The following is a 21261-nucleotide window of genomic DNA, read 5'->3' on the forward strand; positions in this document are numbered from 1 at the left end:
GGGGGAGAACCTGCCGGTCGTCGGGTCGCGTGTCGGTAGGGTGCCGGGGAGCGAAAGTGGGACACGGAGGGACGAAGTGGACGGCGTGGACGCCGCCGGGGGCGGTGCGGGACTGGCCGGGGCGGTCTCCCGCGGTGCACCCGAGCCGCTGAACGTGCAGATCGCCCGGGCGGTGCGCGAGCGCATCGCGAGCGGGGCGTGGCCGCCGCACTTCAAGCTCCCCGCCGAACCCGCCCTCGCCCGCGAGCTCGGCGTGAACCGGGGGACGGTGCGCAAGGCGCTGGCCGCGCTCACCGACGAGGGCCTGCTGGTGCAGTCCCGCGGCCGCGGCACCTTCGTCACCTCCGGCAAGGCCGAGCCCTCCATCGCCCAGCGGCTGCGCTCGCTGTCGGAGGACTTCCGGGACCAGGGCATCGAGGTGCGGGCCGAGGTCGTGGACGCGCGCCTGGTGCGCCTGCCGCTGACCGTCCAGGCGCTCCTCGGCGCGGAGGCCAACACCCCCGGGCTGCGCCTGGTCAGGGTCTTCCACGGGGACGAGGGGCCGCTCGCCTACCTGGTGAACTATGTGCGGGCGGACCTGTGCCCGGAGATCGAAGGGGTCGACTTCTCCCGGGAGTCGCTGTTCGGCACCCTCGAACAGCGCTACGGACTGGACATCACCGAGGGGCGCCGCTCCTTCAGCGCCGAGCCCGCGCGCGACGAGGCCGCCGAAGCGCTGGGCCTGGAGCCCGGCGCCCCCGTGCTCTACCTGGAGCAGGTGACCTACACGCGCCGGGGGCACGCGGTGGAGTACTCGGACGTGTGGATCGACAGCACACGCGTGAAGGTCACCTCGCTCCTGGACCGCGGGCCGGTGGGAGGGGCGCGCCGGGCCCGGTAGGCCGCGGGGCCCACAGGGGCGGGCGGGACGGCAGGGGAACGCCTTCCGGCCGCTATCGGCCCTGCAGTGGTCTCGGGGTGGGGAGTCCGATATCGTCCGGCTGCACAGGGTCCCGCACCGTCCCGCACCGCCAGGCGCGCACGGCGGCGCGGAGCCGTTCCGAACCGGCCGCCCGCTCTGCCCCGGCGCGGCGGCGTGCCCCCGGCGGTGGCCTGATGAACGAGACCGGAGACGCCACGTCCATGGTCGGTGACCCCCCGGCGCTGGATGCGCGCCGGACCTTCCCCGGCGTGCCCGAGCAGTGCCGTGAGGCCCGCCTGTGGGCGCGTTCGGTGATGCGGCCCTTCCCCGACGCCGCCGACGCGGTCGAGGTGGTCGTCAGCGAGTTCTTCGGCAACGCCGTCCGGCACACCGCCTCCGGCAGGCCGGGAGGCGTGGTGGACGTGGAGCTCACCGGCGGCTACGGGGCCCCGGTGCGGTTGACCGTGGTGGACCAGGGGGCCTGCGCCGACCGCCCGGCGACCGCCGCGCGGGTGCTCGCCCCGACGCTGAGCCGCCCCGACGGCCGGGGACTGTTCCTGGCCGCCGCCCTGAGCAGCGAATGGGGCCGCGCCCCCCACGACGGCACGGGCGCGATGGCCACCTGGGCTGAGTTCCCTACCGAGCGGTCGCGTTCCTGAGCGGCTCCGCCATCGGCTCCTCCACCACCGACGCCGCCACCGACGCCGCCACCGACGCGGCCACTGGCGCCGCCTCCAAGGGATGACGGGGGCGGACCGGTACCCTCCCGCTCAAGGCGCGCAGGGGAGGGGCCATGGAGGAGACCGGCAGGCCGAAGCGGCCGACGGGCCTGTCGAAGGCATTGTTCCGCGCCCCGACCCACCTGTACCGGTGGAACCTCGGGTGGCTCATGGGCAGGCGCTTCCTGATGCTCAGCCACATCGGTCGCCGTTCGGGGCTCGTGCGCCGTACGGTCGTCGAAGTGGTGGACCGGGACGCCCCGCAGGGCACCTACACGGTGTGCTCCGGGTTCGGCCCCCGTTCGGACTGGTACCGGAACCTGCTCGCCGAGCCCAAGGCCGTTATCCAGGTGGGCGTCAAGCGCATGCGGGTGACCGCACGCCCTCTCAGGGCCGAAGAGGGGGCCGAAGCGATGGCCCGCTATGCGCATCGCCATGCGCGCTCGGCCAGAGCGCTGGCGGGCTTCATGGGGTTCCGCGTCGATGGGAGTGAGGCCGACTTCCGGGAGGCGGGGCGCCGCCTGCCCTTCGTCCGCTTCGAGCCCCGCCGGTAGTGTCGCCGGACATGCGTGACGTGAGCGTGGGGAAGGAGCGCGGGGTGTTCGACGGTGCAGCCGCCCGTGCCGTGCTGGAGCGGGCGTGCGCTGAGGCCGGATATCCCTCTCAAGGCGCTCGGGAGATCGCCCTGGGGGAGAACGCGGTGTTCGCGCTCGACGGCCCCGGGGTCGTGGTGCGCGTCGGTCGGGACCCCGCCCTCCTGGAACGGGCACGGCGCGAAGTGCGGGTCGCATCGTGGCTCGCCGAAGAGGGCGTGCCCGCCGTCCGCCCTGCGGAGGGGGCGCCTGAACCCCGGCTCGTCGACGGGCACCCGGTCTCCTTCTGGCGGCGCCTGCCCGACCCGGTGCGTCCGCCGGGCGGTGCGGACCTGGCAGGGCTGCTGCGGCGGGTCCACGCCCTGGAGCGGCCGCCCTTCGCCCTCCCCTCGCGCGACCTCCTCTCCGGGGTCGAGCGCTGGCTCGCCGCCGCCGAGGGGCACATCGACCCGGCCGACGCCGCTTACCTGGAGGAGCGGCGCGACGCCTTCACCGAACGGCTCAGGGTGCTGGACCCGCCGCTCGCGCCCGGCCCCGTGCACGGCGACGCCCTGCTGCGCAACGTGCACGTGGGGCCCGACGGCCCCGTCCTGGTGGACCTGGAGACCTTCGCCGACGACATGCGCGAGCACGACCTCGTCGTCATGTGGCTGATGCGGGACCGGTACGGAATGCCGGCCGAGGAGTACCGGGCCTTCACCGCCGTCTACGGGTGGGACGTGGCCCTGTGGGAGGGGGCGGCGGTGCTGCGCGGGGCGCGGGAGACCGCGAGCGCGGCGTGGGTCGCCCAGCACGCCCCGGGCCGCCCGCAGGCCCGCACGGAGTTCGAACGGCGCGTCGCCTCACTGAGGGACGGGGCCCCCTCGGTCCGCTGGCGCCCCTTCTAGCCTCTTCACCCTCGGTCGCCACGGAACGGGCGCGCCGGAACGGCTCCGGACGGGCGGGACGCGCTCGGATGAGCGGCATCCCTGGGAATTGGCCGGATCCGGTAGCCGTGACCGAAGAATGTTGACATTCCAACATGGGAAGATCGATCCTGTCCGCCGAAGGATTCCGCTCACGTGGGGTGATCAACGGGGCGTCGCCAACCGCGCGAGACAGGGGAGGGGCCCAGCGGTCGCGCGCCTCGAAACACGTGTCCCGACCCGCTCCGGAACGTGTCCCGGGTGTTCGCCACCTGGCAGGCGATCCGTCCACACCCGGTGGGACCGGCCGGAGCGGCGCGGTCCGGGCCCCGGGCGCACCCGGTGTGCGACCGGGCCCCGGACCCGCGTGGGCCCGCCGGGCCTGACGCTTCTTGCTACCGTGCGGTGTGTCGTCCGAGATGTCGCCGGATCCCCGCGCGGCAGCCGCCCCGAGCCGGAGAGTCCCCCATGCCCCTCCCGTCCTCCTCCCCTCTGACCCGCGCCGCGTCGGCCGCCGGCGCGCTCACCGCCGCCGGTGTGCTGCTGGCGGGCTGCAGCGGGTCCGTCGACTTCGGCGGCGAGGTCGGCGAGCTGGAGCTGCCCGACCTGGGCGAGGTGGTCCCCTCGGCCTCCCCGTCGGCGGACGCCGAGGGCGCCGAGGCACCCGCCCTTCCCGCGAGCTGCGCCGAGGCGGGCGCCGCCGAGCTGGTCGGGGGCAGCGTACCGGCCGGGGCGCAGCTGGAGGAGGAGACCGGCGCGGTCGAGGGCGTCGAGGACAGCGAGCGGCTCGGCTGCGTGTGGTCGGGGCAGGGCGAGTCGGTCGCCGTGGTGTACGCGGTCAACGTCGACACCACCGACCTGGCGCAGGTGGTGCAGGTCTCCGCGGGGCAGGAGGAGGCCAACTGGGAGGTCGACGTGGACGTCTACGGCGACACCTACCACTCCGAGGACGCCGACGCCGTCGGCGGCGAGCTGGAGTACATGGCCACCGCCGGCGACACCACCCGGTACGTCTTCCTCACCCTGCCGGGCGACGTCCACGTGGCCGCCGCGGCGACCGGCGGCGACCTGGAACAGCAGGACCTGGAGCAGATCGCCCTGGAGGCGGGCCAGCGGATGCAGGGGAACTAGGCGGTCCCCCGCCGCCCGCCCCCTCCCTTGTTGATCTCGGGAAAGTCGGCCTTAAGGGGGCCGTCATAAGGCCGAGTTCCCCGAGATCAACAAGGGAGGGCCGGCGGGGACCGGCGAAGGCCTCAGCCCTCCACCGGTACGTCCTCCAGGACGCCGAAGGGTCCGGCGCGCAGGTCCAGTTCCTCGACGTCCTTGCCGGGAGCCGGGAACACGGCGACCAGCTGGTAGGTGTTGCCGGGTTGGAGCCGGTGCACCTCCTCGGCGAAGCCGTCGTAGACGCCGTCGCCGAAGTTCATCTGCGCCACGTACCGCACCAGCCCCGTCTCGGGCTCCAGAAGCTGGAAGCCGCCCAGAGAGCCCTTGCTGAACTGCTCGGGCCCGCCGGCGACCTTCTGGTCCAGGCCGCCCATGTCCGGAGTGAGGGCCTCGTCGGTGGTGTTGGTCAGCTCCACAGTGCCGATCACATAGGCGCCGTCCCGCACCAGCGGGTACACGTCCAGCGTCACGCCGTCCTTCTCGGCGCTCGCGGCCGCGCCGCCCGGGTCGTCGCTGAACGGGGCGGGCCAGTTCACGTGGCGGTCGGCCACGCCCAGGCCGCCGTCGACCGCCTGGTCCTCCTCCTCGACGTCCTCCTCGTCGGCGGTGGTGACGGTGTAGGAGAACTCCACCCGGCGGTTGCGGGCGCGCGCCTGCTCGTCGTCGGGACCGCCCTCACGGGCGATCGGCTCCTTGCTGCCGCGCCCCTCCACCTCGTAGGTGTAGTCCCCGTCGATCTCCTCCTGCAACAGGTCCCGGACGGTCTCCGCGCGCTTCTCCGACAGGGTCTGGTTGTAGGCGTCGGTGCCCTTGCCGTCGGTGTGGCCGATCACGGTGATGGCGGGGTCGTCCGGGTCGACGTTGGCGGCCAGCGACGCGGCGGCCTGCCGCACGACGTCCTCGGCCTCGGCCGTCAACTCGTACTCGTCGAACTCGAACATGACGTCGGAGTGCAGCGAGATGGTCTCGGTGTCGCCGTCACGGGTGGTCGAGGCGATCTCCGAGTCCACGAAGCTCTCCACCTCGCCCTCCTCGGCGGTGGCGTCCTCCCCGGGGCGGCGGTTCTCGAAGACCAGGTCCTCGCCGGCGGGCGGCGGATCGTCGACGGTCAGGTGGTCCGGCCCGTTGGGGTCCTCCGGGTCGGCCCGCTCCTCCTCGACGTCCTGGACGGGGATGCCGGTCATCGCCCCCAGGCCGCTGCCGACGAACGTCACTTGCCGGACCTCGTCGGGGAGGCGGGGGAAGTAGCGCCGGTACTCGTTGGTGACGCCGTCGTGCACCGGGTACAGGCCGTCCCCGTTGGGGCTGACCGATCCGTACTTGAGACCGTCGGCGTCGAAGTACTGGCGCCAGGCCCGCCCGGTGACCGTGTCGACGAGCGTGTGGGGCATGCTCAGGTTGCGGTTCGCGCCGTTGAAGCCGTCGGGGTAGGAGATCTCGTAGTGCATCACCGTGTAGTCGTCGGTGCGTTCCAGACCGGTGATGGAGAAGCGCATCTCGTTGTCCTGCCCGGTGTCCTGGAAGATGCGCCCTTCCTTGGTGTAGGGGAACTCCTCCGTGACCTCCGGCGGGCCGCCTCCGAACCAGTCGGACCAGTCGCCGCTGCAACCGCTCAGCAGGAGAGCGCCCGACACCGCCAGCGCCACCGCAGAGAGGGCCCGTTTCCGCGCCATGCGGGTGAACTCCGATCGTTTGAGGGGGACGTGTCGGTCAACATCCTGGGGCACACGGGCGCGTCGGCGCGAAACGGGGTCTCCCGGGCCCGCTTGGTCCGGCCCCGCGCCGCTTCGTCTCCGTGCCGTTCCTGTGCGGCCCCTGTGCCGCCTCAGCGTCGCACCGCGCCGCCTTGACCCGCAGCCGGGCCGCGGCCGACCCCGCATTGACCTGCCACGGGTAGACCCGGTGGGGACGCGCCCGCTCCCGGCCCCGGCGGCCGGCGGGCGGAACCGCCGACCGCGAGGAGAGCCCATGCCCAGCGCCCCCGGGCGCCCCCGGCCGCAGCCGGTGCTGGCGCCGCTGACCCGCTCCGCGATCTTCCTGACCGCGGTCGTCCCGCCCGGCGGCGAGGACGGCGCGCGCGAGGTGCTGGGGTCGCTGGAGGCGCTGCAGCGGTCCGTGGGCTTCCGCAACCTGAACAGCGGGCTGGCCTGCGTGGCCGGCATCGGGTCGGCGGCCTGGGACCGGCTCTTCACCGGGCCGCGCCCGGCGGGCCTGCACCCGTTCCGGGAGCTGGACGGCGGGGTGCACCGCGCCCCGTCCACCCCCGGCGACCTGCTCTTCCACATCCGCGCGGGGCAGATGGACGTCTGTTTCGAACTGGCCTTGCAGATCACCGCGGCCGCGGGGCCGGCGCTGCGCATCGTCGAGGAGGTGCACGGGTTCCGCTACTTCGACGAGCGCGACCTGCTGGGGTTCGTCGACGGCACGGAGAACCCGACCGACACCGAGGCCGAGGACTCGGTGCGCATCGGCGACGAGGACCCGGCCTTCGCCGGCGGCAGCTACGTGATCGTGCAGAAGTACCTCCACGACATGGCGGCCTGGCAGGCGCTGACGACCGAGCGGCAGGAGGCGGTCATCGGCCGCACCAAGCTCACCGACATCGAGATGGACGACGACGCCAAGCCCGCGGACTCGCACGTCGCGCTGAACACCATCACGGACCCGGACGGCACCGAGCGCAAGATCGTCCGGCACAACATGCCGTTCGGCCGGGTGGGGGAGGAGGAGTTCGGTACCTACTTCATCGGCTACTCCTCCACGCCGGACGTGACCGAGCGGATGCTGGAGAACATGTTCATCGGGGATCCGCCGGGCACGTACGACCGGATCCTCGACTTCTCCACGGCGCTCACCGGCGGGCTGTTCCACGTCCCCACACTCGACTTCCTCGACGACATGCCGGACGCGCCCCAAGACGGGTCCGGCAACGGGTCCCTGGGGATCGGCGGCCTGAGAGGCCTCTGAGGCCCTGAGGAGCGCGCAGGGCCGCGCACACAGGACCCGCTCTGACCCGGACGACGGAGACGACGGAGAGGAGGCCCGAATGGGCACGCGAGACAACCTCCACCGGTGGTTGGCGCCGGTCTCCGGCGCCGCATGGGCCGACCTGGAGGAGGAGGCGCGCCGGACCTTCCGGCGCCATGCGGCCGCTCGCAAGGTGGTCGACGTGCCCGACCCGGCAGGGTCGGACCTGGCATCGGTGGGCACCGGGCGGTCCTATCCCGCGGCTCCCCCGGGCGAGGACGTCCTCGCCCGTGTGCGGGAGTCCGTGCCGTTGGTCGAGTTGGAGATCCCTTTCGTGCTGAGCCGCGAAGAGATCGACGCCGTGGAGCGCGGGGCGAAGGACGCCGACTGGCAGCCGGTGAAGGACGCGGTGAAGAGCATGGCGCTGGCCGAGGACACCGCGGTCGTCCGCGGCTACGAGGCGGCAGGGTTCACCGGCATCGCCTCCGGCTCCTCCAACGCCGCGGTGCAGCTGCCGGAGTCGGTGCGCGAGTACCCCGACGCCGTCGGGCGGGCCCTGCGCCTGCTGCGCGAACAGGGCGTGGACGGGCCGTACGCCCTGCTCTTGGACGCCGACGCCTACACGGCGGTGTCCGACACGAGCATCCACGGCTACCCGGTGAGGGACCACCTGAAGGAGCTCGTGGACGGCGGGATCGTGTGGGCGCCGTCGCTCTCGGGCGGCCTCGTGCTGTCGCTGCGGGGCGGCGACTTCGAGCTGCGCCTGGGGGAGGACCTGTCCATCGGGTACCTGGACCACGACGCCACCCAGGTCCGCCTCTACCTGCGCGAGACCCTTGCGTTCCTGCTCTTCGCGGCCGAGGCCGCGGTGCCGCTCCCGGCATAGCGGGCGTCCGCGGCGCGGGTGCCGATTTCGGTCACCGGCCCCACGGAAAGAGCGGAACCGATAAAGTCGTCCCGAGAGTTCCGCTGGAAATGTCTCCACGTCGATTCGTCGATTTGTCGACATTTCCGCGCCGACGGGGAATCCGGGGACGGGGAAACCACGGAACGGGGCGGCTCCACGGACCCGGCCGGACTCCGGGGGCGAATCCCGGCTCAGGGCCGGACCTCCTCGATCGCCGTCTCGGCCGCCTTCCGCTCGTGCTCTTCGAGGTCGATCGGTCGGTGCAGCATGGCGGCACCGGTATCGGCGCGGAGTCGGGCCCCCTTTTCCTCGGCCGCGGCCCGCAGGCCGCCGACCACCGAGAGCAGCATGGAGATCCCCTCCACCGCGGAACCGCCGTCCTGGTGCTTGGTGAAGCGCTCGGAGAGGCGGTCGAACCCCGCGCAGAGGTCGGGGGCGGGGACCGCCACCGCGCCGTCGCAGCGCTCGAGCTGTTCGCCGGACCGGTCCTGCCACAGGTCCCACCGCCATGAGGGCCAGAGCGCGGCGGACATGGCCGGTTCACCGAGCAGGTCCGGGTACGAGGTCCAGACGCCGGCCCGGCGCGCGTCCGCGTCCAGGTGGACGCCGGCGACGGGGGGCCGCGGCAGGCGGGTGCGGGGGGTCCAGGAGGCGAGGTACTCGAACACGCGCTCCGCCCCGTTCTCCGCGATGATCGCCGGCGTGCCGTCCACGTCATAGGCGCTGACGCGGCCCTCCTGCCGAACGGTGAGCAGGACGGAACCCCATGGCTCGTCCGGGTCCGCCTCCCCGAGGCCGATCGGGCCGAGCGGCAGTTCCCGGGGGAGCAGGGAGCCGGGAGGGTACGCCTCGGGGCCCAGGCGCATCTGAGGGAAGGCCGCGTGGAAGTCCTCGGGGGTGCGCAGGTCGTCGGCCACGGGCATGGCGCGCGGCGCCCGGATCGCGGCGGGGTCCGTGCCGAGGCGGGCCACCACGTCCATCAGGCCGTTGTAGGCCCACTCCACCGTCCAGCCGGGCCAGGTGCGGCGCAGAGCCATGAGGGCGGCCGTGCGGACCGCGGGGTCGCCGTCGCAGTGGCCGAACCAGAGCAGTGTGCGGGTGTCCAGGTCGAACAGGGCGGCCCCGTCGCACATCTCGGCGTCCGTCCAGGCCTCGACGGGATGCTGCGCCCGGGCGAACCGGAGGGCGCTTCCGGGGCCGGGGAGAAGGTCCAGGTCGATTTCGTGTGCGCCCCACTGGGAGTAGAGGTTCCGGTGGCGGCCGTCTTCGATGATCACGTAATGCGCTCGGCTTCCCATGGCGGGAGAGTAGCCGCGCGGTCGGCGCATCCGCAGGCGGATGCGCGAGAAACGGGCGGGAGGAAAACGGTGTTTCGTCCGCTATCCGGGAAAACCGGTACAACGTCCCGTCATTCTCCGTTCGCGTTGACGCGGCATGTGCGCTCCGAGCAGGGTTGACCGCAGAGGGGTGTCTCCTGACCCGTAGAGAGCGGAGCCGGGCCCATGGCGCAGCCCTATGTCGTCCCCGATCTGTACCGCCCGTATCCGGCGCGATTGAACGTCAATATCCAAGCGGCCCGCGCCTGTGGAAGAGAGTGGGCCAAAGGGGTGGGCATGCTCGCCGGTCAGAGGGGGCGGGCAGGGGCGGCGTGGTCGGAGGAGGAATTCGACTCCATGGACACCGGCCTCCTCGGTGCCTATGCGCATCCCGACGCATCGGCTTCGGAGCTCGAATTGCTCACCCAGTGGTACACATGGCTGTTCTTCACGGCCGACCGGTTCCGCCGCGATCTCCGGGACGGCCGGCAAGGTCGGTACGGCCTGCACGGTCGGTACTGCGCCGCGGAGCGTGCCGAACGCCTGGCGCGGTTCCTCGACGGGAAGGCACCGCCCGCCGACTGTCCGCGTTCCGCCTCCGAGGCCGGGCTCGCCGATCTCTGGCCGCGCACGGCGGCGACCGCCCCGGAACACCTGCTCGACGGCTTCGCCGCGGCGACGCGCGCGCTCATCGTCTCCGAGTCCGGCCTGCAAGGGATGCCGGGCGTATCGGCTCCCCACCCATTGCGGCTGTTGTCCCGGCGGAGGGAATCGGGCGCCGCGGTATGGGCGATGCAGCTGGTCGCTGTCACCTGCCCTGAGGCGCCGCCCGGCCGGGTGCTGGGGGCGCGGCGGTTCGCCTCCCTGCGCGCATGCTTCTCGGACGCGGCGCACCTGGTGAACGACCTCTACTCCTATCGCAGGGAGACCGAGGACGAGGGGGCGCTGGACAACGCCGTGTCGGCGCTGGAGTACGCCCTCGGCGTCCCGCCGCAGGAGGCGGCCGAGCGGGTGAACGGGCTGCGCACCGCGAGGATGCGGCGCTTCGAGGAGATGTCGGCGTCCGAAGCGCCGGCCTGGCTGGCCGACCACGACCTGTCCCCGGGGGAGTGCGCGGCGATCGCGGACTACCTCAGGGGCCTGCAGGACTGGCAGGCCGGGATCGTCGAGTGGCACCAGAGGTCGGGCCGGTACCGCGCATCGATGACGCAGGCGAGGCAGACGGGGCAGGGAGCGGCCGCCGTCCTCACCCTCCGCCCTGCCGCCCCTTCAGCCGCCCGGCCGCCGACCTTTCCCCCGTCCTCTCTAGGCCACCCGTTCCGGCTCCCGCCCTTCGACCTGCCGTGGGCGCACCGGATCAACCCGCACGTCGAAGCCGCACGGAAGAGGGCCCGCCGGTGGGCGCGCGGGGTCGGCCTCATCTCCACGGGCACGGACGCGTCGACGGCACCCGTCTGGACCGAGCACACCTTCACCGCCGACGACGTCCCCCTCCTGGCCGCCCTGACGCTTCCCGATGCGACCGAGGAGCGGCTGTGCCGCGCGGCGCTCTGGAACGTCTGCCTCATGGCCGTCGACGACCATTTCGCTTCGGCCACCGGACCGGCGCTGAACGACGAGGGGGAGCTCGCCGCCGCGCGCGCGTTCGTCAGCCGCCTGCCCGCCCTCATGCCCCTCACAGACGTGCCCTGCGCGTCTCGCGTGCCTGCTCCGCCCCGCAACCGTCGCGACCGGATCGAAGCCGCCGTCGCCGATCTGTGGCGCACGACCTCCTCCGACATGCCGGAGGCCCTGCGGCGACGGTTCCGCTCCGGCGTCGTCGCCTTCGCCCGATCCCACCTGTGGGAGTTGGACGACATGATCCGGGTACGGACGCTCGATCCCGTGGACCACCTCGAAACGCGCCGCACGACGTCCAGGGCGGACCTTTCCATCGCCCTGATGCTGCACGCCTCCGCTGAGGGGTCCCATTCCTCAGGCCTCCAGGCCCTGCTCGGATCGGCCCTTCTCCACCCCTTGCACGCGGCGTTCGCCGACACGGTGGGGATCCGCAACGACGTCCACTCCTACCGCAAGGAGACCGAAGAGGAGGACGGGGCCGCCAACGGGGTGGTGGCGATCCGGCGCTTCCTCGACTGCACGGTGCAGGAGGCGGTCGACCTGGCCTACGCCCTGTTCACCGAGCGCGTGGCCGACTTCCGCAGCGCGGAGGCCGACCTGCCGTCGGCCCTCGACCGGACGTCCTTCGACGCCCCGACCCGAGAGGCCGTCCACAGGCATGTGGAAGCCCTGAAGACCTGGATGGCCGGCGACAACGAGTGGTACCGCAGGACCGACCGGTACAACCGCCCCAGGAGGCGCCCGTACCTCCTCCCCGAACCCCACCCCCTCCACCCCTCGAGGGGCCCCGTCGACGCCTCCTACCGCCGCCCGCTGACGCTTTAGCCGTGCCGGGCGAAAACGGGAGGCGGTACGGGCACGGGATACGGGACACTTCGCCGTGTGATCGTGATGCAGCCCGTCTTGGAGATGTACACGCCTGACGGCTTCGACCTCTGGCCGATCGCCGAGATCGAGCCGTTCGACTTCCTGCCCCTCAGTGGTGAGCTCTCACCGGCCGAGGTCGGGGCGGCCATGATGCGCATCGCCGACGACAACGACATCGACCCCGACGGGATCGGTCGCCTCAACCGACCGCCGCACTCGCCTCGTTCCTCTGCGGACTGCTGACGTGCGACGACCTCATCGCACCCGTCGGCCTGCGGGCCACCGACCACTCGACAGGCGTCACCTTCCTGCCCGATTGCTGTGATGGCCTGGAGGAGTGGCGCGACTGGCACCGGCTTGTCGAGGACGGCGGCCTGCTCGGATTCGGCCACCCCCTGTATCACCGACCGCAGAGCGCTTCGGCGACACGGTCCGGCTCACTGTCAACGCCGAGCAGAGTGACAGTCCGGTGGTCGAGCTGCGCGTGGCCGAGCTCCGCCACCTGCTCACCGGTGTCGAGCGTGACCTGGCCGACTTCCTCACGCGGGCGGCCGATTGGTCGTCCAGGCACCTGCCCGGCCACTGTGCTCCCGTCACGGCCGCCCTCGCCCGCCTTGTCGACCTTCCCGTTCCGCCCATGCCGCCGAAGCCCTAGGACGGCACGGGTGCGGCCTCCGCTCCGGCCGATCGTCAGGCGCGAGTCGGCGTCGTGTGACAGGCCGCCCGCCCCGGACTCAGCGCCCGGCTCCCGGTTCGGCCTTGGCGAGGCACTTCCGTACCCAGGCGACGTCGTCGTCCGTGAGGCCGGGGTCCTCCGCTAGAGCGCCGAGCCGTTCCAGCAGCACAGTGTCGCCCGTGGCGCCGGCGTGCTGGGCGAGGGTGTTCACGGCCACCGCCCATGCCTGGCGCTCTGGGTCCCAGTCGGAGGCCTCGGAGCCTTCGGAGATCCGGATCAGGTCGGGCACGATCCCAGGGAGCCCGCCGTGCCGTCTGAGCGCCCTGATGAGCAGGATGGCCCGGCCTGGGCTGCGTGTCTCCCGCAACGAGCGGCTCAGCTCGGGAAGTCGTTCAGTTGCCAGTGGCGACCGGGCGATGGCGTTGATCAGTTCCCCGGCCGCCTCGTCCGGGGTCTCGTGGCGATCGATGGCCGCGAACGCGCTGCGGAAGTCGTCGTCGGTGGCCCGATCGCTCCTCACCAGGTCGGCGAGATCGGCGGGCGGAGGGGCGCCGTCCTGAGGCGGCCCGTTCTCAGCTGAGTCTGAGGAACTCATCAAGCGTCCCCTTGTACACCGTGCTTCTGGCCGGGTTGTTGGCGTTCCGGATGATGATCACCCCGGTGTCCTCGTCATACCAGGCGATCCGTCCGTTCTTCAGCGTTGGCTTCTTGACGATCGAACCGGGCGGGTTCCGCGGGTCGATCGTCTTCTGGATGTAGTCGGTCAACTCGTCCTGGTTCTCGAAGCCGAGCTCTTCCGCCCTGTTGGAGTGCCGCGCGATCAGTGCGGCGTCCTCCTCCAGGTCCTGCTCAAGGTAGGGGTCGTCCTTGTCGTAGTCGTTCCCGATGTCGCAGGTGTCGCCCTGGCCGTTCGACGACTGCGCGGGAACGATCACCGTCTGCGAGGGCTCATCCGCCCAAGCCTCCGTGCCGCCGACCGGAGCGGACGCCTCAGGGGGGTGTCCCGGATTGAGCCGGGCGTCGCCTTCGCCTTCCGACCAGTCGAGGACGACGGTCGCACCGTCGGAGAGCACCATGGTCTCCGTGGCGGGGTGCACCGCGCGCGGCCGATTGCCGTTGCAGGCCCGCGCGGCGTCGTCGCGTTTGCCCTTCGCGTCGTCGACCCGCGTCTTCGCCTCGTCACGGGCCTTCTTGGCCTTGCGGAAGCGGTTCCACAGTTTGATGATCTTGGGTGACTTGGAGATGAGCTTGGCGCCCTTCCCCCACGGGGTGAAGCCCACGATGGTGGTCAGGCAGGCGATGATGTCGCCCTCGGTGATGCACGCCTTGGCATCCGTCCACCCGACGATGTCGGCGACGACCTCCAGCAGTTCGTCGTAGACCTCGTCGTAGCCGGTATCGGCGAGCGCCGCCTCGGCATCATCGAGCTCGCTCTCCGCGTCCTCCAAATCCTGCGCGAGATCGGGGTTGTAGACGCCCTCCCAGGACACGGGACCGTCGTCGGAGCCCTGACCGTCCTCTCCGCCGTCGCCGTTCCCCTCGGGGCCGTCCGTGCCGGGCGCGTCCTCATCGGCGCGGCCGTCCGAGCCGTCCTCCTCCGGGGCCCCCTCCCCGTCATCGGCCGCGCCGTCTTGGCCGGGGCTTCCGTCACCGGCGAGTTCGTCGCAGTTCTCCTCGCCTTGCACGCGGCACATGCCGACGGCGTAGAGGCGCTGGACATCGGTCGGGAGGCCGAAGGCGAAGACCGCGGCGACGACCGTCGCCACCAAGAGGATCAAGGCACCGTATTCGACTTTGAATCCGCCGTGCTCAGCGCGCCATACCCAGTGCATTCCACGTCTCCGGATTCCGCTGCCGCACCGAGTCTCCACAGAACGGGCGAAGCGTCAGGGGGTGAACATCGCCCTGTCAAGGGCGCGAACGTCTGCATCACGGTAACGACCCCATGTGTCCTACGAAGAGCCCCCTGAGCCGCTGTTTCCTGAGGGCGGCGGGCCTCGGACGCGGGCGACGCAGGGGGCGGAGGACGTCTCCGGAGTGAATCCGTGCTGGTGGAAGAGAAGGTGGCACGGCTTGCCGATGCTGTGCAGGGGGCGACAGGCACACCGAGACCGTTGTCACCCCCGGCCGGTACCGGCCATCGCCATGGCTGTGTGCGGACGTCCGCCGCCCGCGGCGTGAAGCGGTGTCCCTTCCCGTTGCCCGACCACCACGGTGGTCCGGGGATGGGGAGCATGGAAGGCAAGGCGGAAACACAGGGCTTTGTAATGTGTTGAACGGAAAGCGCGACAGCCGCAACGGGAACTTCTTGCTGTAGGTTGCGAATGTTCACGGTGAGTGTTGGTTTGGAGATCCCCGTCGGGAAAGTCCAGCACATGCTCCTGAGTTCTCGAGCCGTCTACCACCGCTCACTTCTGGAGGAACTGCAATTGCTGCTGGTCCCTGCCGGCCATGCGGATGCAGAAAGGGCCGAGGCTCATTGTCCAGACGTCCCCGGGGAGAGGGGGCCGTTCGTTTCGAGTGCTCCTGTGCAGTGCTCGGCGAAGGCGCCGGTCGCCGGGTGCGTCGGGACCTCCGGCCACACCAGGTGGACGGTCACCGGGGGCGCATCGGAGATCGGGACGTAGCGCACGCCGGGGTAGGGGTGGCCGTGCACCGTGCCCTCGGCGGTGACGCCGACGGCCTCCCCGGTGGCGATCGCGGCGAGCCACTCGTCGACGTCGGCGACCTCGACGGTGCGGGGGCGGCGGCCCTCGGGCCAGAGGCCGGGGCCCGTGCTCGCGGCGGTGGTGCAGAGGGCGACGTCGCGGTCGGCGAGGTCCTCCAGGCGCAAGGAGCCGGAGGCCGCCAGCGGGTCCCCGTCGGGGAGCGCGGCGACGCGGCGCTCACGCATCAGGGCGAGAACGCGCAGGTCGGGAGCGGTCGGCGGCTCCGTGCGCAGCAGAGCGGCGTCGATGTCGCCCCGCCGCAGCGCCTCCACCGGGTCGCCGCGGCGGTGGACCCGAACGGGAGTGTCGGGCCGGGTGTCGCGCCAGTCCTGCAGCAGGGGAACGGTGAGCGCGCCGAGGACCGTATGGGCGAAGCCCAGCCGCAGCGGCCGCGTGCCGGCGCGGACCTCAAGGAGCGCGTCGTCGAGCTGGTTGAGGATGCGGTGCGCGTGCTCGTACAGGCGCCGCCCGGCCTCGGTGAGTGCGAGGCTGCGCGTGGTGCGTTCGACGAGCCGCGTGCCGACCCGGCCCTCCAGCTGGACCAGCGTCCGCGACAGCGCGGGCTGGCCGATGTGCAGGACCTCCGCGGCTCCGGTGAGCGTCCCCTCGTCCCCGATCGCGGCCAGCGCGCGCAGATGGCGCAGTTCCACATTCATGCGTCCCGATCATAAATCCTGCACGATCGGCATTTCCCCGAACCGGTACCGGCGGCCTACCGTCCTTGCCATGAGGATTCTTCTGATCGGGGCCGCCGGCAAGCTCGGCACGGCGGTGGAGCAGGCACTGGTGGAGCGCGGGCACGACATCACCACCGTCGGCAGGTCGAGCGGCGACCTCCGGTACGACATCACCGACCCGGCCCAAGTGGCGGCGATGTACAGCGAGGCCCGCCGGGCCGGCCCCCTCGACGCGGTGGCCAGCGCCGCGGGCGACGTCCTCTACAAGCCGGTCGCCGACATGGAACCGGAGGATTACACCTCCGCCTTCCACGGAAAGGTGCTCGCCCAGATCGACCTGGTCCGCCAGGGCCTGACCCGCGTGGCCGAACGCGGGTCGTTCACTCTGATCACCGGCGTCCTGTCCCGCGATCCCATCCCGACCTCCAGCGCGGCCGCGATGGCCAACGGCGCGGTCGAGGCGTTCGTCCGGGCGGCGTCCATCGAGATCGCTCCGCAGCGCATCAACGCGGTCAGCCCCACGGTCTTCACCGAGAGCCTGGAGAAGTACGGCGATTTCTTCCCGGGTGTCCCCCCGGTCCCCCTCGCGGAGGTGGCCCAGGCCTACATCCGCTCCCTGGAAGGAGCCCACACCGGCCGAGTCTACGAGCTGGCGTAGTCGCTTCCTCTGTGGCCGGATGAGTGCGGCGGGTTGTTGCACTGCTGTCCTCATCCGGCCGCTGTCGCGGGAACGGCGCGGTCCCGTAGCTTGCGAGGAGTCCCAGCTCTCCGCGCCGTCGCGGAGATGTGTCGAGGCCAAGCATCTCCGATCAGGAATACCCTGCTTTCTTGAAGGTCAGAATCCTGTGCCTGTCGGAGGGTTTTTCCTTCCTGGTGAGGGATGGAATGACGTTGGTGGACCTGTTCTGTTCCAACCCTGCCCCCGTCACAGGCTCGGAGTTCTCATGGCCCATAACATGAATTGCGCGAGTGCCAAGCGTCCAGGGTGCAAGTGCGGGGGGTGCGGCGGAGCCCTCCACGGGTGGCCGGGTTTCCAGGATCTCGCCCGAGGTTCGGCTGCGGATCGAAATGAACGCCACCGAGCTGCAGGCGAAGAGTGGGGTTCGGCGCTCCAAGGTGGTAAGCACTTAAAGGAGCCGACTCTCAAGATGAAGGGGGCGGCGGTCAAGAAGGCCACGGCCGAGCTCGTTGATGTGGTCGCCGTCGACGACAGGCTCCTGGAGCAGGTAGCGCGGCTCGGAGAACACCTGTCCGGGGCCGTGCGGGCCGAAGCAATGGAGATCGCCAAGAAGCAGCCCCCCGTGCAGGGGAGGGAGGCCGATCCGGAGAGGCGGACACTCGGCCATTTTTGGTGTTCCCTTCTAGCCGAGATGTCAGGAGCCTTGGACAAGGTCGCCGACGTGGGGGATGCTCCACTGGAATTCGCAGAGGGGCTCTCTGAGGAGGGGCATCCTTTCCTTGACGAGAGTCAGAAGGACCTCGCTGTTCTCTGTGTAAAAGCGGTCCTGCTCGTGAACTTGAGCGATCCGATCCTGATCATGAGGATCATGGCCGTCTTCATGTGCCCCGACCCCGCCAGGCATCCGCAGATCGCCAAGCAGTGTCTTTTCCCCCTGGTCGGGGAGGCGATCGGTGGCGACGCGGCGGCGTCTCTGCGCAGGGCGTTCGGGGATCCGGAGGCCGAGTAGGGGTCGGCCGTTTCGGGGCGGCGCGGGGAGGTCAGGACGGGGATCTGCCGCGCACGCAGGGAAGGTGACAGATCCGCGGTCCCCATTGACCTCCAGTGAGCTTGAGGTTCTAGGGTCGTTCGTGCGTCCGGGAGGTGCGTTCGGAGCGGGAAGCGCGGCCCATGGCGGAGGATGGGCGCGTGCGCCTGCGGCGCACCTGACGACGTCCAGAGAGGAACCCGCACATGTCGACACGTTCGGTCCAGGTCCCCACGCCCGACGGCACCGCCGACGCCGTCGTCGCGTCCCCCGACGACGGGGAGCGGCACCCGGGGGTGCTCCTGTACCCGGACGTCATCGGGCCGCGCCCGGTGATCCACGAGATGGCCGAGCGGCTCGCCTCGCACGGCTACCACGTCCTCGTCCCCAACCTCTTCTACCGCCACGGCCCCGCCCCGGTGGTCGAGGTCCCCGACCTGACGGTGCCCGAGAACCGCGAGGCCTTCTTCCGGGAGGCCCTGCCCCTGCTGCACGAGCACACCGTCGAGCGCGCGCTCGCCGACGCCGGCGCCTACCTCGACTTCCTCGCGGCGCGGCCGGAGGTCCGGCCGGGGCCGGTCGGGACCGTCGGCTACTGCTTCGGCGCCGTGCTGGCCGTGCGCACGGCCGCCGCCCGGCCCGGCCAGGTCGCCGCCGCGGCGGGCTTCCACCCCGGCTCCCTGGTCACCGACGCCCCGGACAGCCCGCACCGGCTCGCCTCCGACATCGCGGCCGAGCTCTACTTCGGCTTCGCCGAGCACGACGACGGCATGAAGCCCGAGGACATCGCGCGCTGGGACGACGCCATGGACGAGGCGGGCGTCACCTGCGCCTCCGAGGTGTACCCGGGCACCGTCCACGGCTTCACGATGGCCGACACCTCCGCGTTCAGCCCCTCCGGCCTCGACCGGCACTGGAAGGACCTCGTCCCGCTGCTCGACCGGAACCTCACGACCGACTGATCCCGGCGCCGCCGACCCCGCCCCTGTCGGCCCCCGGCTCCCTCGGCCCCGAATCCCGTCGGTCCGGATCGGCGCCGCCCGCCGCCGCCCGCCGCCGCCCTGTGCGGCCCACCCCGATTGGACGACGAATGGCCGGTCACGTGGTCACATCACCCGCCCACCCCGATACGGCGGGCGGCCGCTCCCCGCGGCTGTGGGCCGTGGTGCTCGCCGCCTGTGCCGGGCAGTTCCTGGTCGTCCTCGACGTGTCGGTCGTCAACGTCGCGCTCCCCGCGATGCGGAGCGACCTCGGCCTGAGCGCCACCGGCCTGCAATGGGTGGTCAACCTCTACACCATCGCCTTCGCCGGACTCATGCTGCTCGGAGGCAGGGCCGTCGACGTCTTCGGCCGGAAGAGGATGTTCCTCCTCGGCCTCGGTACCTTCATCGTCGCCAGCCTGGTCGGCGGCCTCGCCCAGGAGCCGTGGCAGCTGCTCGGCGCGCGCACGGTGCAGGGGATCGGGGCCGCTGTGCTCGCCCCGGCGACGCTGACGATCCTCACCACGTCCTTCCCTCCGGGGGCGGCGCGGACCCGGGCCATCGCCACGTGGACGGCCGTCGGCGCCGGAGGCGGGGCGGCCGGCGGGATCATCGGCGGCGCGCTGACCGAGCTGTTGTCCTGGCGCTGGGTGCTGCTCATCAACGTGCCCATCGGGATGCTGGCCGTCGTCGCGGCCGCTCTGTGGGTCACCGAGCGGCGGGACGACCGGGAGGGCGCGCCGCCCCGGCTCGACGTGCCGGGTGCCCTGCTGGTCACCCTCGGCCTGGTGACGCTGGTCTACGGGGTGGTGCAGACCGAGACGCAGGGCTGGGGCGCCCCGGGCGCCTTCGGACCGCTGATCGGCGGGCTCGTGATGCTGGGGGCGTTCGTCCTCGTGGAGGCGCGGACGGAGGCCCCGCTGGTGCCGCTGCGGCTGTTCGCGTCGCGCCCGGTATCGGCCGCGAACGCCGCGATGTTCGTATGCGGTGCCGCCATGGTGTCGATGTGGTACTTCATGTCGCTGTACATGCAGAACGTCCTGCACTTCAGCCCGCTCCAAGCCGGTCTGGGGTTCCTCGCGCAGACGGTGAGCATCATCCTCGGCTCCAAGGTCGCCCCGGTGGTGATGCGGGCCCTCGACGGGAAGTACGTGGCGATGGCGGGGATCGCCGTCAGCGGCGCCGGCTTCCTGTGGGCCGGGTGGGGGATCCCGGCCGGCGGCGGATACGTCGCCACGGTCCTCGGCCCCGGGATCCTGATGGCGCTCGGATCGGGGCTGGCGGCGACGCCCCTGACGTCGTCGGCCACCTCGGGCGCGGCACCGGAGGACGCGGGGCTCGTCTCGGGCCTGGTCAACACCGCGCGCACCGTCGGTGGAGCGCTGGGGCTCGCCGTGCTGTCCACGGTGGCGGCGTCGTACACGGCGGGCCGGTCCGCTCCCGAAGCGCTGGCGGGCGGCTACGGGTTCGCGTTCCAGATCGGCGGCCTCGTGCTCATGGCAGGTGCCGTGTTCGTCCTCGCCGTTCTTCCCCGCCTGCGCTCTGGGGAAGCGGGAGGGTAGCCGGTCTCATCAGGGATGCGCCGCGCCGACAGGGTGCGCCTCGCGCAGCCTGCGCAGTCGGTCCTCTGTCGGTGATCCCGGTGCCGCCGAGTACAGGAGCAGAACCTGCTGCGGGTCTGCGGGCATCGGGAGCTTCTCATAGCGCAGGCGGAGTTCACCGGCTTCGGGGTGGTGGAAGGTGTGGGTGCCGTGCACACGCTCGGCGACCAGCTGGCTGTCCCATAGTTCACGGAACCGGGCGCTGCCCCGGCGCAGGTCGACCACCACGGCGCACAGGCGCGGTTCGTCCGGGGTCCGGCCGACCGCGGCCCTCAGGCCGGCCACGATGTCCTGGCGGACCGTCTCGGCGTCCCTATGAAGGTCGCCGGTGACCGGGTTCAGGAACACCATCCGGGGCAGATTGAGCTCCGCCTCCGGAAGGTCGTCCACCCCCGGCCAGATGAGGGAGAGCGGCCGGTTCCATGCCAGAAGGTCCAGCCCGCTACCGAGGATCGCGGCCGGGACGCCGCCCATCGAGTTCAGCAGATTGCGCAGCTCCGGGCGCACGCGCTGGCGCGGCGCCGTCGGGGGAACGCGGCGCTCGTCGTGGCCGCCGGATCCCTTCGCGCCTTGAGGACGCGCATGGCGGACGAGGTTGACCAGGTACGAGCGCTCGTCCCCGGTCAAGCGCAGCGCGCGGGCAAGGGCGTCCAGGATCTCCTCAGAGACCTCTCCGGCGCGGCCCTGCTCGATGCGCGTGTAGTAGTCCACGCTCACCCCCGCCAGCTGGGCGACCTCTTCCCGGCGCAGCCCCGCAACGCGGCGGCGGTTGGCCGTGCGGGGCACGTCGGTCTGCGCGGGGTCGACGGCTGCGCGGCGGGACTTGAGGAAGCGGCTGAGGTCGGAGGGCGATTGGGCCATGGCCGGGAATCTAGCCGACCTGGTACTCGGAGAACCAGGTTGCGGCGGGCCTGGCTCGGTCTTCCTGAGAGGGACAGGGTGCTGTCCCAG

The 21261-nt window shown here is 71.7% G+C and carries 20 protein-coding genes; 14 read left to right on the top strand and 6 right to left on the bottom strand.

Going from position 1 to position 21261, the window contains the following annotated elements; translation table 11 throughout:
* Positions 1-76 precede the first annotated feature (76 nt).
* From C892_RS0124290 to C892_RS0124310, 5 genes are all read left to right on the top strand, one after another.
* On the top strand, positions 77-880 hold the full coding sequence (locus C892_RS0124290) for a GntR family transcriptional regulator (protein ID WP_017559318.1): 804 nt from the start codon (positions 77-79) through the stop codon (positions 878-880).
* Positions 881-1095: 215 nt separating this feature from the next.
* The gene (locus C892_RS0124295; protein WP_017559319.1) at positions 1096-1560 is read left to right on the top strand and encodes an ATP-binding protein; all 465 of its coding nucleotides are present in this window, start codon (positions 1096-1098) and stop codon (positions 1558-1560) included.
* 134 nt (positions 1561-1694) lie between these two features.
* On the top strand, positions 1695-2174 hold the full coding sequence (locus C892_RS0124300; RefSeq protein WP_017559320.1) for a nitroreductase family deazaflavin-dependent oxidoreductase: 480 nt from the start codon (positions 1695-1697) through the stop codon (positions 2172-2174).
* An 11-nt stretch (positions 2175-2185) separates the two neighbouring features.
* A complete protein-coding gene (locus tag C892_RS0124305) occupies positions 2186-3100 on the top strand; it encodes a phosphotransferase enzyme family protein (protein ID WP_051060604.1) in 915 nt (304 codons plus the stop codon).
* Positions 3101-3586: 486 nt separating this feature from the next.
* A complete protein-coding gene (locus C892_RS0124310; protein ID WP_017559322.1) occupies positions 3587-4249 on the top strand; it encodes a hypothetical protein in 663 nt (220 codons plus the stop codon).
* A 122-nt stretch (positions 4250-4371) separates the two neighbouring features.
* Here C892_RS0124310 and C892_RS32665 read toward each other — a convergent pair whose 3' ends face one another.
* Positions 4372-5958 (bottom strand): OmpA family protein, encoded by a 1587-nt coding sequence (locus C892_RS32665; protein WP_026124602.1) that lies wholly within the window; start codon positions 5956-5958, stop codon positions 4372-4374.
* 295 nt (positions 5959-6253) lie between these two features.
* Here C892_RS32665 and C892_RS0124320 point away from each other — a divergent pair, with 295 nt between their 5' ends.
* Both C892_RS0124320 and C892_RS0124325 read left to right on the top strand, forming a co-directional pair.
* Positions 6254-7252 (top strand): Dyp-type peroxidase, encoded by a 999-nt coding sequence (locus C892_RS0124320; RefSeq protein ID WP_017559324.1) that lies wholly within the window; start codon positions 6254-6256, stop codon positions 7250-7252.
* A 79-nt stretch (positions 7253-7331) separates the two neighbouring features.
* On the top strand, positions 7332-8138 hold the full coding sequence (locus C892_RS0124325; protein WP_017559325.1) for a family 1 encapsulin nanocompartment shell protein: 807 nt from the start codon (positions 7332-7334) through the stop codon (positions 8136-8138).
* A 212-nt stretch (positions 8139-8350) separates the two neighbouring features.
* Here C892_RS0124325 and C892_RS29495 read toward each other — a convergent pair whose 3' ends face one another.
* Positions 8351-9457 (bottom strand): hypothetical protein, encoded by a 1107-nt coding sequence (locus tag C892_RS29495; RefSeq protein ID WP_239647513.1) that lies wholly within the window; start codon positions 9455-9457, stop codon positions 8351-8353.
* A 315-nt stretch (positions 9458-9772) separates the two neighbouring features.
* Here C892_RS29495 and C892_RS0124335 point away from each other — a divergent pair, with 315 nt between their 5' ends.
* The 3 genes from C892_RS0124335 (at position 9773) to C892_RS32430 (ending at position 12617) form a co-directional block, all read left to right on the top strand.
* On the top strand, positions 9773-11920 hold the full coding sequence (locus C892_RS0124335; protein ID WP_239647514.1) for a terpene synthase family protein: 2148 nt from the start codon (positions 9773-9775) through the stop codon (positions 11918-11920).
* A gap of 57 nt (positions 11921-11977) precedes the next feature.
* A complete protein-coding gene (locus C892_RS32425) occupies positions 11978-12205 on the top strand; it encodes a hypothetical protein (RefSeq protein ID WP_026124603.1) in 228 nt (75 codons plus the stop codon).
* Positions 12206-12431: 226 nt separating this feature from the next.
* The gene (locus tag C892_RS32430; RefSeq protein WP_026124604.1) at positions 12432-12617 is read left to right on the top strand and encodes a hypothetical protein; all 186 of its coding nucleotides are present in this window, start codon (positions 12432-12434) and stop codon (positions 12615-12617) included.
* A gap of 79 nt (positions 12618-12696) precedes the next feature.
* On the opposite strand, the gene C892_RS0124350 is transcribed toward C892_RS32430, so the two are convergent.
* The 3 genes from C892_RS0124350 to C892_RS0124360 form a co-directional block, all read right to left on the bottom strand.
* Positions 12697-13233 carry a hypothetical protein gene (locus C892_RS0124350; RefSeq protein ID WP_239647515.1) on the bottom strand — a complete coding sequence of 179 codons (537 nt, stop codon included), beginning with the start codon at positions 13231-13233 and terminating at the stop codon, positions 12697-12699.
* On the bottom strand, positions 13211-14404 hold the full coding sequence (locus C892_RS30165; RefSeq protein ID WP_051060600.1) for a hypothetical protein: 1194 nt from the start codon (positions 14402-14404) through the stop codon (positions 13211-13213). The genes C892_RS0124350 and C892_RS30165 overlap by 23 nt, the downstream gene beginning before the upstream one ends.
* Before the next feature lie 710 nt (positions 14405-15114).
* Positions 15115-16002: a LysR family transcriptional regulator gene (locus C892_RS0124360; protein ID WP_017559329.1), complete on the bottom strand. Its 888-nt coding sequence runs from the start codon at positions 16000-16002 to the stop codon at positions 15115-15117.
* A 70-nt stretch (positions 16003-16072) separates the two neighbouring features.
* Here C892_RS0124360 and C892_RS0124365 point away from each other — a divergent pair, with 70 nt between their 5' ends.
* The 4 genes from C892_RS0124365 to C892_RS0124380 all read left to right on the top strand — a co-directional run bounded on the left by C892_RS0124365 (position 16073) and on the right by C892_RS0124380 (position 20271).
* Positions 16073-16681: a short chain dehydrogenase gene (locus C892_RS0124365; RefSeq protein WP_017559330.1), complete on the top strand. Its 609-nt coding sequence runs from the start codon at positions 16073-16075 to the stop codon at positions 16679-16681.
* A 490-nt stretch (positions 16682-17171) separates the two neighbouring features.
* Positions 17172-17711 carry a hypothetical protein gene (locus tag C892_RS0124370; RefSeq protein WP_017559331.1) on the top strand — a complete coding sequence of 180 codons (540 nt, stop codon included), beginning with the start codon at positions 17172-17174 and terminating at the stop codon, positions 17709-17711.
* Positions 17712-17935: 224 nt separating this feature from the next.
* Positions 17936-18691 carry a dienelactone hydrolase family protein gene (locus tag C892_RS0124375; protein ID WP_017559332.1) on the top strand — a complete coding sequence of 252 codons (756 nt, stop codon included), beginning with the start codon at positions 17936-17938 and terminating at the stop codon, positions 18689-18691.
* 140 nt (positions 18692-18831) lie between these two features.
* Positions 18832-20271, top strand: coding sequence for an MFS transporter (locus C892_RS0124380; protein ID WP_017559333.1), 1440 nt, complete (start codon positions 18832-18834; stop codon positions 20269-20271).
* 9 nt (positions 20272-20280) lie between these two features.
* Here the strand turns inward: C892_RS0124380 and C892_RS0124385 are convergent, their stop codons facing one another.
* Complete coding sequence (locus C892_RS0124385; protein WP_017559334.1) at positions 20281-21171, bottom strand: helix-turn-helix transcriptional regulator; 891 nt, start codon at positions 21169-21171, stop codon at positions 20281-20283.
* Between the last annotated feature and the right edge of the window lie 90 nt (positions 21172-21261).

It is taken from the genome of Nocardiopsis baichengensis YIM 90130 (assembly GCF_000341205.1).
Taxonomy (GTDB): domain Bacteria; phylum Actinomycetota; class Actinomycetes; order Streptosporangiales; family Streptosporangiaceae; genus Nocardiopsis_A; species Nocardiopsis_A halophila.